Raw genomic sequence first — 15,056 nt, 5'->3', positions numbered from 1 at the left:
ATATTATATAATTGATAGGTTTAAACTATAACATGCAAAGTAGTCGTGCTAACGAAGCCTATCCTCCGACGAACCATTGGGGCTCTCATCCCCTGAACGCAAAAAAACTTCCCGAAGGAAGTCTTTTTTCTTACGTCCCAGGAGGGATTCGAACCCCCGACCGACGGCTTAGAAGGCCGTTGCTCTATCCTGCTGAGCTACTGAGACAAATATGTATTAAAAAATACCGCGTGATCTCTATTATACTCTCATTTCATTATTTTTCAATACTTTTATGAAAAAAATTAATAATTTTCATCATCAATGCTTCAAACACCTCGTTCGACTCTCACTTTCCATCTGTCTCTACAACAAATAACACATATGCAATTCGTTCAGCGAATACGATGGCAAAAAGCGGGCACGATGGATATCAGACCCCAACATCTTATGAAAAAAGCTTTAGATCGATTTATGACTTAACCTGATGGGTAATCCTTTGCATACATACTTATGAATGAAACGAATAAAGGAGAGATCTGCTATGAGACAGTTACTATCCGCATTATCCTATTTCAGCATTTTCTTTGCCCCTTTTCTGTTCCCGATCATTGTGTGGATTGTTGCACGGGATCGTTATATTGAAGGGCATGCCAAACGAGCCTTATTCTCACACATCTTCCCCTTTATCGCTGCTATTCCTTTGATTTATTTTTTCGTGACTGCCCAGAGCGTTGCTTCTGCTTTTGGATTTGTCATTCTGTTCTTTATTATTTACGGCTTGAGCTTTGTGTACAATGTGTTCAAAGGAATTCAAGTGCTGCGCGAATATGCCTAAGCCACTTTGCCATATGGCTCGTAGTTATAAAGAAAAACCCGCTTAAAGTCAGCGGGTTTTTCGCTGTATTTTATTCCAGTTTAGGCTTGACCAATTAAATACCTTTGTAACGTAGGACCGAGCAAGCCAAAAGCAAACAATTCACTTTGAAATTTAGCTCTATCTTCCGATGCAGTAACTCCTTCACTATTCTCAAACGCCGTTTCTGTAGCATCCTCAAAGGCAGTGTGCATATTATTATTGTACCAATCCAGAACAGCATCAGAGTGGTTGCGGACGACACGCACGATCTCCAATGTATTCGTTGGAGCAGTTGCAGCTACATATACAAGCAAAGAAGGGTCTCCTGCATTTCCAGGTTGAACCTCCACTTCAGCACAAGCCAATCCATCTACTTCGGTTAATCTACGTATTTTAGCATCCTGAATTGCATACATTTCATATCGCGCTCCTTTGTTCATTCATGTACTTTGTTCAATGACAGAACGGGTTTCAGGTGTTCCTAACTGATAAATTGTCTGATACACCCGCTGTAGGACTTCTTCATAAGCACGGTTCACAGATTCCTCAGGGGTGTCTGGCCAAGGGAATACCATTCCCGGAAAGGCCTCCTCCTCTTTTTCCTGCATTAATTGAAGAAGCCCTCTTAGATGCTCAGCCTCCTGAGGTGTCGCCTGAATGACCCACTCATAGCTTGATGAGTGCTGATCAGGCAACACGGAACGCCCAACCACGGACACATAATAGGTGGTACCTTCCATCATAATTCTCTCCTTCACAGCATGCTTGAGGCTGTTATCCCTATAGCTAGTTTCCGAAGAGGACAGACATTTTATGCCTACTTTCGGCATATATTTGTTACGACCTCTGACAAAAACGACATATTTGCAGGGCATAGCTCTGCAAACATCACTCAGATCAACACTCGACTAAGAAAGGATGAACAACCATGTGCGGTATAACCGGCTTCATACAGTGGAATCGGGACTTGACCCAGGAATCGGAGCTGCTGGTCCGAATGACGGACAGTTTGTCGAACCGAGGACCTGACGCTTCAGGTACATGGATTTCCAATCCTTGTGCTTTTGGACATCGGCGACTCAGCGTAATGGACCCAGAGAACGGAGCTCAGCCGATGCATGCGTTACAAGGAGACACCTCCTATACCGTCGTGTATAACGGAGAACTATACAATGCTCCCGAATTAAAAAACGAACTACTTCAGCGTGGGCATCACTTCCGTACGCAATGTGACACAGAGGTATTGCTAGCCTCTTACATCGAATGGGGACCGGCATGTGTTGACCGGTTTAATGGCATATTTGCTTTTGCCATCTGGGACGGCGGACGCGAGCAGGTATTTATGGCAAGAGATCGTCTTGGCGTTAAACCTCTTTTTTACAGCAATGAAAAGGATGCACTCGTATTCGGATCTGAGCCCAAATCCCTTTTGCTGCATCCCGATGTGGAAGCGGCAGTAGGTCCGGAAGGACTGGCAGAAGTGTTTATTGTTGGCCCCGCACGGACACCGGGACATGGTGTATACTCTTCCCTTCACGAATTAAAACCTGCTCATGCACTTATTTTCAACAGAAATGGTATTCGTACCTATCCCTATTGGAAGCTGGAAAGCGTACCCCATGAGCATGATTTAGACGCAACAGCAGCCGAAGTACGTCGATTGTTACAAGATACGTTAGAACGTCAACTTGCCTCTGATGTTCCGGTATGTTCTCTCTTATCCGGCGGGCTCGATTCCAGTGCTCTGTCAGCACTCGCAGTAGACTATTACAATCGAACGGGTCAAGGCCGAGTGAGCACATATTCGGTCGATTACGTCGATAACGCGAAGCATTTCCAGGCTCATTCCTTCCAACCTGGTGCAGACGGCCCTTGGATACAGCGTATGGTAGACGAACTGAAAACAGATCATCATTGGATTGAGATTGAGAACGGCGAGCTCGTAAAGGCGCTGACTCAAGCCATGCTTGTACGCGATCTACCAGGTATGGCGGATGTGGATTCCTCCCTCTATTTATTCTGTAAAGAAATCAAAAAAGGAGCCACAGTAGCCATCTCAGGAGAAGCTGCCGATGAAGTGTTTGGCGGATATCCATGGTTCCATCGGGATGAAATGCTTAATTCAGGTACGTTCCCTTGGTCGGTTGCTCCAGATATGAGAGCAGGATTACTATCTCCAGACGTACGCGAATGGATTCGACCACTCGACTATCTTGCAGACCGTTATTCCGATGCTGTAGCTGAAGTGCCTTTACTCGCTGCTGAGACAGGTAAAGCTGCTCAGATGAGAGTGATGTCATATCTTAATATCACACGATTTATGCCTACATTGCTTGACCGTAAGGATCGAATGAGTATGGGTGCTGGACTAGAGGTACGTGTACCTTATTGCGATCATCGCCTGATTCAATACGTGTTTAACATTCCCTGGGAAATGAAAATAACCGGGGGTAGAGAAAAAGGAATCCTCCGCAAAGCACTCGAAGGCGTGCTACCAGACGATGTTTTATACCGTAAAAAGAGTCCTTATCCCAAAACACATAATCCTGAATATTTGGCTGCAGTCAAGCAACAAGTACTTGAGATTCTGGACGATGCCAGTTCTCCAATATTGCCTTTAATAGACAAAGCACAAATTCGCAAACTAGCATCTTCACCTGATGCATCTTCGAATCTTCCATGGTTCGGACAATTAATGTCCGGCCCACAATTATTTGCTTATCTAACTCAGATCAACACTTGGCTACGGACGTATAACGTGGCGATTCGTTAAAATCACACGGAATGCTCATACACAGAAAAAGGTGTCTGATGAAACAACAGACTTGTTGTTCCCAGACACCCTTTTACTATTTTACATACTTATAATTGCAAACTAATTAAATCAATAAACGTAACATTGAAGCGGCATCCATTTTACTTTTAACTCATCCATCCATCACACTTCGAATCGATTAATAGATTGCTGCAATTCCTCTGCCATAGAAGATAGGTCATTTGCCGCCGAAGCAATCTCTTGCATTGCTGATAATTGTTCCTCCGAGGTCGCACTCACCTCTTCCGTTCCCGCAGCCGCATTCTCCGTCACTTCCATAATGGTCTGCATCGACACATTAATCTGTTCCACACTCGCAGCCATTTGCTCAATAGATGCCGATACCTCCTGAGTTTGACCCGCGACATTGCTGACAGCTTCACGAATTTCTTCAAAGGTGCCGCCTGCTTTATGGACAAGATCTATGCCTTCTTGAACCTCTGTATTCACATTTTCCATAGACTGCGCTGCATTATCCATCCCTGTACGGATCGCAGTCACGAGTACACTGATTTGTTCAGCTGATTTTGCCGATTGATCAGATAGCTTCCGCACCTCGCTAGCAACCACCTCAAATCCACGACCATGCTCACCTGCTCTTGCGGCTTCAATAGCTGCATTAAGGGACAGTAGATTGGTTTGCGCTGAGATTTCGGATATACTCTCCACCATGGTTCCAATCTCCTGTGAATGTTTACCCAACTCTTCTATGACTGTAGCAAGCGTCCTTACAGTCTCATGTATCGAATTCATTTGTCCGACAGCAGATTGGACGGCCTCGTTACCATGCACTGTTTTGGCTGATGCACGGGTTGCTTCATCCGACATATTCTGTGTATTCACAGTCATCTGCTGAAAACCAGTGGACAATTCACTAATCGTCTGGAATCCGTCTCCTACCATTTTCACCTGCGTATCCATTCCCGTTGCAATTTCCTCCATCGTTACAGCAACCTGCTCCGTCGCCGAGGCGGTCTGCTCTGTACTTGCTGTTAACTCTTCGGATGATGCAGCCACTCGATCCGCATTGTTACCTACTTGATGAATTAGAAGACGTAAATTGTCCATCATCCTGTTGAACGATTGAGCCATATCTCCAATCTCATCCCGGTTGCGAACGATAATGGCTTCGCCTGTGAGATCTCCATCGGCAATTCGGCTTGCCGCATATGCTACTTTGGCAACGGGCTTGGAAATAATTCGACCCATCACCAATGCAACAACGGTTCCCAGTACGATGGAGATGATTCCAATAATGACAATCAACCGGAGAACTTGTTGAATAAGTTCATTGGCATTGACAATACCTGTATCGAGTGAAGTCTGCTGATGCTCTTCCATAGCGGAGACAATTTCTTCAAATCCAGCTACAAGCACAGGCCCCTTTTCTAACATTAAGCTTGTAATTTCACTCGTTCTACCTTGCTTTTTGGATTCAATCACATCTTGACCAAATGCATAATATTCCTCAGCACTGCGATCCGAACGGTCTAACAGGTCAATCATCGTTTGAGTTGTGCTATTCGCTCTTAATTCTTCACTTAATTTATGATAATCCTCATAGTATGACGTAAACGCTTTCTCACTTTGATCATTCTCTTGTGTTATAAAATTCCGCAACTCCACCTGCTGGGACTTCACATCAATGACCATGTTTTTGACTGTTAACAGTTTAGAAGTTCGCTCGTTAATCAAATCCGTAAACGTTCGCTCAACCGAGACAAATTGTATATACGAAATAACAACCACAGTAGCCAATAAAATAAGCACTGTCATAAAGCTCAACAACAGTTTAGCGCTAATGGATATCCTCTTCATGTCTTTTCCCCCGCATGCTTAGAATGCCTTGCTAGTATCGATATGTATTAAGCCTGACAAAAATACTCTATCCTCCTTTCAGTGCGGAAATGGATAAATCTGAGACAATTCAATTTATGTTAGCATACTTGCACACACGAAAATAGGTCTTTAGTATCAGTGCATACTATATATCAGACTTATTTTAGATATTTTCGACATTATGCTACACAATTTATATCCTTATTTCTTATTTTTGAAACTTTAGACCTAAATAAAAAAAAGACTTCACTCAGCTTCCCAGCTGAAATAAAGTCTTTAGTCTTATAAATAAGTTCAGATCATGATCTTTTAACGGTGGATCAACTCTGGATTTCTCTCAAGCAGTCCAGTGCCGAAAATGTCTCTAAACGGTGAATTCTCCATATGAATGTAGCCAATATAACAACCACATTTCTTCATGTTACAAGGACGATCCGCAGCCAAAGCTTCTAGACCATCACGATACAAATGTCCAATGATTCGGCGATCTTTGTAACATCTCTTCACATGTCCTGACCCTTGCACATAAAACACATTCGAACCAGCCGCACAACGCTTGCCCAAGCTGTCATAATCCTGCAGATTACCTTCGAAAAGCGGATCAATCTGCCGCAAAAATTGAATTTCCTCCGGCGTGTAATACTTGGGGCGATCCTTAAAGGCATTGACCCACATATACACATCGCTCGGAAGACACTCCCTTATGGATTGAATAGCTGGGAATGCGCTACGTAATCCTACTGTACCTACACTGAATCCAATGCCCATTTCTCGCAAAGTCATACACTGTTTCACAAAAGAAGATTCTTTCGTTTCACGCGGATGATATGTCGCCCAGAATGCGGCTTTGTGCGTGTTAAGTTCTCTCGTCCAATCCAGTTTAACGGATAGATTGGTTTGCACAGCAATCTTATCCACATGAGGCATGTGAGACAACTCTACCATGGCTTCGCGATACCAGCGTCGAACCAATGCTTCTCCATACGGATTAAAGAAAATGGAAAACTGGTCTCCCTTACCTTCCTGTTCCCTCACCCAGTTCACAAATTGACGTAGTTGCTGTTCATCCAGCGCCAGAGTCTCCTTAGAATCTACCGTTTTACTAAACGGACAATAGGGACAGTCGTAGTTACATGATGACAGCTTACCACGATAATATAAGGTGGCTCTCATGAGAATACAAACCCTTCCATTTGTTCACGGATTTCGGCCGATATTAACCAATCCCCAATGGCATCCGAGTATCCTAGCCCTTCTTCAGTCAATCGTAAGAACTCCACGCCCATTTCGTTCTTAATCTCCGCCATTCCTTCGGTCAGCAATTCACCAAGCCAACCGTACTCGGACATCACATTTGTTCCGAATCGCTGATAATAATCCGGTAACGCCAAGCCCTCCCGGTGCAGAAGTGCTTTGAGAATGAACCGCCGCTTCTGTTCCTCACGACTCAGCACAATTCCATAGTCAGCCACGTCATATCGCTCCGTAGCCACATAATCTGCTATGATGCTCTGCGTCGCTTTATAACTAACTCCATACTTAGAAGCATAGTGCACTTCGCTTGTGTATGAACGCGCCCCACAGCCAAGTCCAACCGTGCCTTCCTCCTGGCAGCTATAAGGTAAGAGTACCTTCGTTCCCGCAGAGGATTGCTCCTTCGCAAATCTACGCATGGAATACTGTACATATCCGCGACTCTTCAATATCTCCCGCGCAGCTCTGTATAGCTCCATCCGAATGTCCGGCCCTTGGCGCTCTATATCATCTGGTTTCACAATCGTATTCTCCCGCGTGTAGAGTGGATAAATGAAAATCTCACCCGGTTCATAGGCAAGGACACGTTCCAGCGAATACAGCCATGATTCAACGGTCTGCCCAGGCAGACCATAGATTAGATCCAAATTTAACAGCGGAAAATTATATTTTGTGAGCTTCTCGAGAGCTCGCTCCACTTCCTGCGGTTTCTGTGGACGATAGATCGCTGAAGCCTCGGCTTCAATGAAGCTTTGAATGCCCATGCTAACACGATCTACACTTCGTTCTTTCATAATCGCAAGCTTGGCGTCCGTTACCGTATCGGGAGATGTCTCTACTGAGATTGAAGCTTGTTGTGGGTCAAGACCCATCACCTGTTCAGCGATATCAAACAGTCGATTTAACTGTACTTCATTCAATAGCGTAGGTGTTCCGCCACCGATAGCGAAACGCGAATAAGGTCTACGCGAAGTGATTGGTGCCCATTGTTTCGCTTGACGCTCCAAGGCATCCACATAACGCTCATGGGTATCATCCCGCCGATCTGGTAATGTAAACAGATTGCAGAAACCACAGCGTGCTGCACAAAACGGGATGTGCATATACAAAAAATAAGTATCTGTATTCTCACGTTCCCATAGCGGCGCGAGTGGCATAGGTGGATCTAGCTCACGATACGCTGTCTTATGAGGATAAGAGTACAAATACGAGCGATACGGCGATGTAAGAACTTCTCTAAGACTTGTAGCTGTATTAGACGACCCGGACTTTACGGAATGGCCTGTTGTCATTGTGTAATCTTGACTGTCCATCGGTTTCCTCCTATCTCCGGTTAATTTTATGTACGACTTTGATTACAAAGGATGCCAAAAGGCATCCTCAGCATCGAATATAGAACTCAGCCGAAATGTCCGTTGCTCACGTAGTTTCCCTACGCTCCGCTACTCCATTTCTACCTTCATCCCATCTTCTCGGTACTGAAAGCCGTACTTTTTTGAAAAACTGCTATATCTATAACACAAATTCACGATAAGGCACGTTCCAGACGACATCATGTGCCAAGCGATGTCCTTGATAGCCATCCTCACCATATGCGGTTCCATGATCGGAAAACGCGAGGCAAAACATTGGTCTTGCACGTTCTCTCATCGCTTCAAATAATGGACCGAGCGCTTGATCGACATAACGTAGCGCAGCTCGCTGCGTCTCAATGGAGTCTTCTCTGGCTCCCTCTACAAAATACCGATTCGGACCATGAATAGCCGAGACATTCAGGAATAGAAACAGCTTCTCCTCCGGCGGAATTTGCTTGAGCAGTTTCAATGCATGCTGCACCTGATTCTCGGTTGAACGAGGATTCGTCACTCCAAAGTTCATCCGCCAATAGCTCTGCTGGAAATAACCCGGAAGCACTTTGGCAAGCGGATTTTTCTTTGTAAAAAATATAACGCCGCCAATGCATACTGTGCGATATCCCTCAGCCGCAAGTCCAGACACCATATCGGGCGTATCAAACAGCCACGTATGGGGGTGAGTCTTCAACCCCGTATTACGGGAGTGAAACAACCGGACATGAGAAGCCTTGTCCGTATTGGCAGGCGTTGGCATAAAACCACCAAAAAAAGCGTGGTGTGCCGCATAGGTGAAGCTGCCTGGTGTATGCCGCTTCTCCCATGAACCTGTGCCGCACAAGTTGGGACAATTCGCTTCTTCCAATTTGGCTACATCATACCTCAACGTATCCAGCGTAATCATTAATAGATCATGAGAGCCCACGATGGTGTTCATATCAGGCATAGTAATCGGGCTCCTTTCGTAAAAGTTCCATTTGCCATTCATATGTACCTAGTCCGCGATGCTGTACCCGATATAAAAGATCCCCAAACGGGTTAACATCCAGAACGTAAGCACGAGGTTCAGTTCCACTAAGCATGACATCAATTCCGGCAGACCAAGAGTTCGGAAATGCAGACAACGCTGCTTGGGCGGCATTCTGAATTAATAACATCTGGCCATCCTTCAAGCCCGCCTCCGTAGGCAGCAGGCGATCATTACGTAAATGAAGGTTCGTGATCGGTGTCTTACTTAGACGAACGATTGCATGGCCCACCTGTCCACCTGCAACGAGCTGACGAACATCAAATACCCGTGAACCTATGGACGATTTCGCCATCCAACGTTCAATCTGTGCTCCTTCCGCACATAACCAGTCCAAAAGGATTTTAACCTCTTCCGTACGGGTATACCTGCGCATGCCACCTTCATTATAAAAAATAACCTCTGTCCCATTCCGTTCCATTCCCACTGTCGTTATAGCAATTTCAGCACCTGTTCGTGGGTTGAACTGATACGCTACAACACCTGAAGCGCCTGAGCCACAAGCGAGTTTAACAAATACACGATGCATCCCCTCAGACCGCATAGCCGCACGTAATTCATCATAATTCCGAATCGGAACATCAGTTTGAAGCGAAGGTGGCACGGTCACTCCATGAGCAGACAATTGCTGCTGGCATTGCCTTTTATCAAACATGGTTATGATGTCAGTAGGATGGTTCAAAAAGCGAGCAGATGGGAAGAATTGCTGAACTTCCTTATCTATTCGTTCCAAACACGCCCTCCAGCCGTCAAACCATTGAGCAGGTGCGTAAATTCGCCCCCACTCCTGCTCCAGCAACAACGCTTGTTCTCGCGTAACCATCATACGGTTATCATCCCGCTGAAGCGGCGAGTACACACTCGCACCCAGAGACAATAGTTCACGTTCCACATTCCAGTTCTCGCCCGGTGCATCCACTCGTATGAAAAACGCATAATCTCCAGCATCTTCTCGGCCTTCACCTTGTAAGATCGCTTCTGAAACTACTTCTGCGAGTGTTGCACCTTGCCGCCACGTCTGAAGCAGATCAATATAAGACAATACCATGGCAGGCTTCAACCCTTGCCTCAATCTTGCTTGTTGCAAGGCAAATGTCCGTCGATTATCCGGATTCCCAATAAGCAGTAAAGGGCGCTCTAGATCGCTCACCTTTATTCCGTCAAAGACGGATACCGCCAGTCATCTTCATCGCTTTGCTGCTGATCACTCACATCCACTGAGATACCTGAACGTTTCCATTGAATGAGCATTTCGTCGGTCATATAGTGATAGCTCAGATCGAGATGCTTTAATGTTTTGATCTTGTCGCTAGCTAGTAGAGCTTTAGCCCCTACATCGGATAAAGTGCCTTGGGAGAGATCCAAAACTTCAAGTTGATCTAGAATAGGAGCCTCAGCAATCCCCTGCGCGATTTCATCCTGAATCTCACTATCTTTTAGCCCCAAATACACTAGTTTCGGGAATCTTCCCTGTTCAAACAGCGGGCTTACATCCTCCAATGAACCATCGAAGCCATAATCTTCGACACCCAAATATAACTCCAGCTTCCGTAGCTCAGGTAAATGGGCATGAGTAACGGAGGATAATACTTTTTTCGGTAAGCCTCCACAAATAATCACCAGTTCTTCAAGGTTTGCATGCTCCAACGGTTCCAAACTTAAGTCATTACTCCCTTTAATCCAAAACGATGTTAATTGAGGGAAAGTTCTTAATAGTGGAGTTAGATCCGTTTGGATAATCCACGATACCTCACACTCTTCGAAACCCATATCACCGATAAACAATTTCTTCAGCGATGGGAAATTTGGAGCCAGCTCAACAAGCTTAGAAACGAAACCATCGGGTGAACTCTCGTATGCCTGTCCCCAATCTCCGATGACCAAACTTTCGAGTATGCGACTTTCCGGTTTGGCGGCAAGTTCTTCAATTAAATTCTCAATTCGAATTCCATTCTCATAGTCATCATAAGAAACTGTAAGCTTCACTTCTTGCATACGCCAAATCCCTCCGTTTGAGTTCAATAATTGATCGTTATCTTGAATGTTACCCCATCCCGTATGAAGCTTGCAACTTCTTCCAACTCTAGTCCCAACTCGATTCTCAAACGTGCAAAGCTTCAATTGGTAATCTTAGGTATAAGAACTCATGTTCTCATTGAAAACACAAAAAAAGCACCAACGGTAGGGTGGTCATTGCTTAAAATGACGTACCCTACTGTTCATGCTTCAGTTCTTGTAGAACCGATGTAGACTTAACAATGCATCTGTTCATTGCAAGCCAAACGTTTAGGCAAACCTCTTTACGTTGCTAGTCTAGAAACGAGTGCTCTTAGTGCATGGCCGCGGTGACTGATAGCTTGTTTCTGTTCAAGCGTCAATTCAGCCATAGTCATCTCGTACTCAGGCACATAGAAGAGTGGATCATATCCAAAGCCACCAGCACCTGCTGCTTCAGCGGTAATCCAGCCTTCCGCAGTGCCTTCCACCTCAAACTTATCTCCCGTTGCTGGATCATATAGTACCAACGCACAGACAAAACGTGCGGGGCTGAGCAATGGTTGCTCTGTATCTTCCCCAGATTTCAACGTTTCAAGCGCATCCAGCAATTTAGCATTGTTCTGAGTATCCGTTGCCCCTTCACCTGCATATCTTGCTGAATACACCCCTGGATCTCCGTCTAATAGATCAACACATAACCCCGAATCGTCAGCCAGTACCGGAAGTCCAAGTGCATCCCCTACGGTTTTGGCTTTCTTCCACGCATTCTCCGCAAATGTTACGCCATCTTCAACGACATCCGGTAGTTCAGGATAATCAAACATGCTTTTGACCTCTTTACCAAGGGGAGCAAAGGCATGAGCGAACTCCCTTACTTTACCTTGATTACGGGTAGCAACAATGATGATGGAACTATCCAAGCTCATGTTTAAGCTTCCCCTAAGCCGCGTGCACCAATTTTGAGTGCAATCGGTCCAAGCACTTCTTTTTGCCGCTCAATCATTTCCAGGATTCCTTGCTCACCCAGTTCCAGCATCGTATTCAATTCACGACGGTCAAAGGGAGCTTCTTCACCTGTTCCTTGTAATTCTACATACTTCCCGCTGCCTGTCATCACTAGGTTCATATCAACCTTAGCTTTGGAGTCTTCATCGTAATTCAGATCCAGCACAGGCTGTTCACCTACAACACCCACACTTACCGCTGCAATGAAGTCTGTAATTGGGAATACTTGCAGTTTGTGCTGTTGTGCGATTTTGTTTACAGCGAGTGCCAGAGCAACAAACGATCCGGTAATGGACGTTGTACGCGTGCCTCCATCTGCTTGGATAACATCACAATCGAGCGTAATCGTGCGCTCACCAAGCGCCTGCAGATTAACAACCGAACGCAGTGCCCGGCCAATTAGACGCTGAATTTCCATCGTGCGCCCAGTCAATTTACCACGATTGGCTTCACGTTGATTCCGAGTATGTGTTGCACGTGGCAACATGGAATACTCTGCTGTTACCCAGCCTTTTCCTTGGCCTTTCATAAAGGGAGGAACACGTTCCTCTACTGTAGCTGTACAAATCACCTTGGTATCTCCGACTTCAATCAGTACAGAACCTTCAGCGTATTTATTCGTGTTAATTGTTAAATTCATCGGCCGCAGCTGTTCGCTGTTTCGTCCGTTAGATCTCATCATTTCTGCCTCCTACGACTTAAGCATCCTGTAATGTCGAGCTGTAACACACTTTCACTAATCTCTTTTATTTTACCAAAGAGTTCTTGCAAAAGCACCTATATCCGTTGAACGTTACTTCAAGTTGTCGCTTCAAGGTTAAAAGGACTGCAAGTATGCTCTTCCCTAGATTGCTTAAATCGGAATTTCATTGATATGTTCTGGTTTAGATACAGGTGCACTGTAATCCTGGTTATCATCACTCATGACGGTTTTTTGCCCATTCCATTCGATCTGGACTTTAGCATCCTTGCTTACCGTATTTTCTGTCGTTGTGAGAACAACGGATTGTAACAACTCACTTGGCACAATATCGCCCTCAGTAAACATATCATCCTTAAGTGCGACGGTTACTGTCCCATCCTCCGATGTTTTGACCGATTGTAGCTCCGTGCCACCAGTCATAACCTCTTCCAGTTCGCCGCTTTTCGCCGGGCCTTTGATCAGTTCGTTAAGTGCAGCTTGTACTCGGTCTTCCCCTGGGGTCACGAGACGTGTCACCGGAACATAATACTGAACTCCTGCTGGTGATGCGGCTGAGAAATAGACCGTGACTGGACTGCTGTTCGTTGTAAAGCTATCACCCAAATCAAGATTAATACCTACAGCCCGGTTCAACGGCTCTGGCAGCGGCGTGCTGTTTACCGGCATTTGCGATAGCTTTTTGCCATCTACCCAGATTTGCACGTTCTCCACATCCGGTGTTCCTGTCAATGTCCATGTTACAGCCTCAAGTAATTTCCGTTCATCCTTGGCATCATACTTGGCAAAATTGCCTGAGAACTCAACCACCGCCAGCTTATCCTCTGCATGAATGGTGACATTCTGCACGACAGTTCCCTGCGGAAGCACCCCTTGGAACCCTTCAGGAAGCATTCCTGCATATGGGCCACCTGTGACTAATGTATCGAGTGCCGTTTTGGGACTACCTATATCTGTACCGGACGGAAGGGTCAGTGACACTGGAGCGAGTAATCCCTGCTGATCCTGCAAATAAACAGTAGTGAGCGGGAGTGTAGCCAATACACCATTTCCCTCAGCAGCTTGAATCATTGCAGCTTCTTGGATCGGCGGCGGTGGATCTACTGCTTCGGAAGACTGTGCATTAAACATACTACAGCCAGACAACACCATTGGTATACTCAGTAGTGCAGCTGCTGATGCTTTGCGGAAATTACGGATCTTACTCATGATCTCGTTCCCCCTCATCATTTTTACAGTTTGTACTACCATGTATACGAGCCTTCGTTCAAAAAATAACTACTTTTTAGAGGTTGTTCCAAAAACCCGCTACTTCACTTCTATTTTCCCCCATCGTCTCAGTAACTGAAAACCATCTTTAGCATCATGATTCTAACCGATCTTAAATGAAAAAAAATTCTCCTTTTGCTTAATAAAAATAATAAAGAAACCTGAAACGGTTAATAACGTATTAGGAGACAAGAATAGTGGCATTGCTAACATCAGAGGAGGAATCGCCCATGGAACATCCTGAGCAAGAAAAAATCCCCTATAGCCTCAATAGCCGCCAAGTCGCGGAGGCAACCCGGGAATGGTTACATAAACGGGGCGTGAAGATCCTTGAGATCGCGGAACTCGTCATGTTTCTTCAGAAGAAATATTATCCAGACCTTACTATGGAAGAATGTATTGAAAATGTGGAGATGGTACTGAAGAAGCGTGAAGTCCAGAACGCTGTACTGACAGGTATTCAACTCGACTTGCTAGCTGAGCAAGGTCAACTCCTTGCGCCTTTGCAAGAGATGATTGAGAATGATGAGGGGCTCTACGGAGTCGATGAGATTCTCGCCTTTTCCATCGTGAATGTATACGGCAGCATCGGTTTCACCAATTACGGGTATGTGGACAAGCTTAAGCCAGGAGTGCTGGAACGTCTAAATGATAAGAGCCACGGTCCTGTGCACACATTCCTTGATGACATTGTAGGTGCAATTGCATCGGCAGCAAGTAGCCGTATTGCCCATCGCAAACAATCCGAGCGTGAAGAAGCACTTGGCGAGAAACCCGTAAGCGATGATACCATTTAAGTTATAAGCACATATTTGCCGCTCAAGCTAATCCATCCATACTCTATGACTGATTAGAGACAGGAGGATTAGCTTGTTTGTCATTTTCAAGAAGAAAGACTGATAAAGCAATTGGTGTAGTGATGAGTGCAGAGGATAAACTTGCTACGTGAGGATATATGA

The 15,056-nt window shown here is 45.3% G+C and carries 14 protein-coding genes and 1 tRNA gene; 3 read left to right on the top strand and 12 right to left on the bottom strand.

Features of this window, described 5'->3' with window-relative positions; translation table 11 throughout:
• Nucleotides 1-133: 133 nt before the first annotated feature.
• Nucleotides 134-207: transfer RNA gene (locus ASD24_RS27490), tRNA-Arg, on the bottom strand.
• 316 nt (nt 208-523) lie between these two features.
• Between ASD24_RS27490 and ASD24_RS27485 the strand changes: the two genes are divergently transcribed.
• Nucleotides 524-817, top strand: a complete 294-nt coding sequence (locus ASD24_RS27485; RefSeq protein WP_056702834.1) for a DUF4870 domain-containing protein — start codon at nt 524-526, stop codon at nt 815-817.
• 80 nt (nt 818-897) lie between these two features.
• On the opposite strand, the gene ASD24_RS27480 is transcribed toward ASD24_RS27485, so the two are convergent.
• Entirely contained in the window at nt 898-1,254 is a 357-nt protein-coding gene (locus ASD24_RS27480; RefSeq protein WP_056702831.1) for a hypothetical protein, read from the bottom strand.
• 24 nt (nt 1,255-1,278) lie between these two features.
• A complete protein-coding gene (locus tag ASD24_RS27475; RefSeq protein ID WP_235540909.1) occupies nt 1,279-1,581 on the bottom strand; it encodes a hypothetical protein in 303 nt (100 codons plus the stop codon).
• A gap of 185 nt (nt 1,582-1,766) precedes the next feature.
• Here ASD24_RS27475 and asnB point away from each other — a divergent pair, with 185 nt between their 5' ends.
• The gene (asnB, locus tag ASD24_RS27470; RefSeq protein ID WP_056702826.1) at nt 1,767-3,611 is read left to right on the top strand and encodes an asparagine synthase (glutamine-hydrolyzing); all 1,845 of its coding nucleotides are present in this window, start codon (nt 1,767-1,769) and stop codon (nt 3,609-3,611) included.
• A 165-nt stretch (nt 3,612-3,776) separates the two neighbouring features.
• Here the strand turns inward: asnB and ASD24_RS27465 are convergent, their stop codons facing one another.
• From ASD24_RS27465 to ASD24_RS27425, 9 genes are all read right to left on the bottom strand, one after another.
• A complete protein-coding gene (locus tag ASD24_RS27465; RefSeq protein WP_056702823.1) occupies nt 3,777-5,471 on the bottom strand; it encodes a methyl-accepting chemotaxis protein in 1,695 nt (564 codons plus the stop codon).
• A gap of 330 nt (nt 5,472-5,801) precedes the next feature.
• Entirely contained in the window at nt 5,802-6,665 is an 864-nt protein-coding gene (locus ASD24_RS27460; RefSeq protein ID WP_056702820.1) for an STM4011 family radical SAM protein, read from the bottom strand.
• Complete coding sequence (locus ASD24_RS27455) at nt 6,662-8,038, bottom strand: STM4012 family radical SAM protein (RefSeq protein WP_056702920.1); 1,377 nt, start codon at nt 8,036-8,038, stop codon at nt 6,662-6,664. Before ASD24_RS27455 ends, ASD24_RS27460 begins: the two co-directional genes overlap by 4 nt.
• Before the next feature lie 220 nt (nt 8,039-8,258).
• On the bottom strand, nt 8,259-9,044 hold the full coding sequence (locus tag ASD24_RS27450) for an STM4013/SEN3800 family hydrolase (protein ID WP_056702819.1): 786 nt from the start codon (nt 9,042-9,044) through the stop codon (nt 8,259-8,261).
• Nucleotides 9,037-10,275: an STM4014 family protein gene (locus tag ASD24_RS27445; RefSeq protein WP_235540907.1), complete on the bottom strand. Its 1,239-nt coding sequence runs from the start codon at nt 10,273-10,275 to the stop codon at nt 9,037-9,039. Before ASD24_RS27445 ends, ASD24_RS27450 begins: the two co-directional genes overlap by 8 nt.
• 2 nt (nt 10,276-10,277) lie before the next feature.
• Nucleotides 10,278-11,120: an STM4015 family protein gene (locus tag ASD24_RS27440; protein ID WP_056702817.1), complete on the bottom strand. Its 843-nt coding sequence runs from the start codon at nt 11,118-11,120 to the stop codon at nt 10,278-10,280.
• A gap of 305 nt (nt 11,121-11,425) precedes the next feature.
• The gene (locus tag ASD24_RS27435; RefSeq protein WP_056702814.1) at nt 11,426-12,049 is read right to left on the bottom strand and encodes an XTP/dITP diphosphatase; all 624 of its coding nucleotides are present in this window, start codon (nt 12,047-12,049) and stop codon (nt 11,426-11,428) included.
• Between the two features lie 2 nt (nt 12,050-12,051).
• Nucleotides 12,052-12,810 carry a ribonuclease PH gene (rph, locus tag ASD24_RS27430; RefSeq protein ID WP_056702812.1) on the bottom strand — a complete coding sequence of 253 codons (759 nt, stop codon included), beginning with the start codon at nt 12,808-12,810 and terminating at the stop codon, nt 12,052-12,054.
• 171 nt (nt 12,811-12,981) lie between these two features.
• On the bottom strand, nt 12,982-14,037 hold the full coding sequence (locus ASD24_RS27425; protein WP_056702807.1) for a GerMN domain-containing protein: 1,056 nt from the start codon (nt 14,035-14,037) through the stop codon (nt 12,982-12,984).
• Nucleotides 14,038-14,327: 290 nt separating this feature from the next.
• Here ASD24_RS27425 and ASD24_RS27420 point away from each other — a divergent pair, with 290 nt between their 5' ends.
• Entirely contained in the window at nt 14,328-14,894 is a 567-nt protein-coding gene (locus ASD24_RS27420) for a phosphatidylglycerophosphatase A family protein (protein ID WP_056702805.1), read from the top strand.
• Nucleotides 14,895-15,056 lie beyond the last annotated feature (162 nt).

The sequence above is a fragment of the Paenibacillus sp. Root52 genome (genome assembly GCF_001426865.1).
Lineage (GTDB): Bacteria > Bacillota > Bacilli > Paenibacillales > Paenibacillaceae > Paenibacillus.
The sequence above is the reverse complement of the archived record's forward strand: the minus strand, read 5'-3'. Positions and strand labels throughout refer to the sequence as shown.

Coding starts and splice junctions, on each gene's coding strand:
- ASD24_RS27485 (WP_056702834.1), top strand. CDS start 524: ATGAGACAGTTACTATCCGCATTATCCTATTTCAGCATTTTCTTTGCC.
- ASD24_RS27480 (WP_056702831.1), bottom strand. CDS start 1,254: ATGTATGCAATTCAGGATGCTAAAATACGTAGATTAACCGAAGTAGAT.
- ASD24_RS27475 (WP_235540909.1), bottom strand. CDS start 1,581: ATGATGGAAGGTACCACCTATTATGTGTCCGTGGTTGGGCGTTCCGTG.
- asnB (WP_056702826.1), top strand. CDS start 1,767: ATGTGCGGTATAACCGGCTTCATACAGTGGAATCGGGACTTGACCCAG.
- ASD24_RS27465 (WP_056702823.1), bottom strand. CDS start 5,471: ATGAAGAGGATATCCATTAGCGCTAAACTGTTGTTGAGCTTTATGACA.
- ASD24_RS27460 (WP_056702820.1), bottom strand. CDS start 6,665: ATGAGAGCCACCTTATATTATCGTGGTAAGCTGTCATCATGTAACTAC.
- ASD24_RS27455 (WP_056702920.1), bottom strand. CDS start 8,038: ATGACAACAGGCCATTCCGTAAAGTCCGGGTCGTCTAATACAGCTACA.
- ASD24_RS27450 (WP_056702819.1), bottom strand. CDS start 9,044: ATGCCTGATATGAACACCATCGTGGGCTCTCATGATCTATTAATGATT.
- ASD24_RS27440 (WP_056702817.1), bottom strand. CDS start 11,120: ATGCAAGAAGTGAAGCTTACAGTTTCTTATGATGACTATGAGAATGGA.
- ASD24_RS27435 (WP_056702814.1), bottom strand. CDS start 12,049: ATGAGCTTGGATAGTTCCATCATCATTGTTGCTACCCGTAATCAAGGT.
- rph (WP_056702812.1), bottom strand. CDS start 12,810: ATGATGAGATCTAACGGACGAAACAGCGAACAGCTGCGGCCGATGAAT.
- ASD24_RS27425 (WP_056702807.1), bottom strand. CDS start 14,037: ATGAGTAAGATCCGTAATTTCCGCAAAGCATCAGCAGCTGCACTACTG.
- ASD24_RS27420 (WP_056702805.1), top strand. CDS start 14,328: ATGGAACATCCTGAGCAAGAAAAAATCCCCTATAGCCTCAATAGCCGC.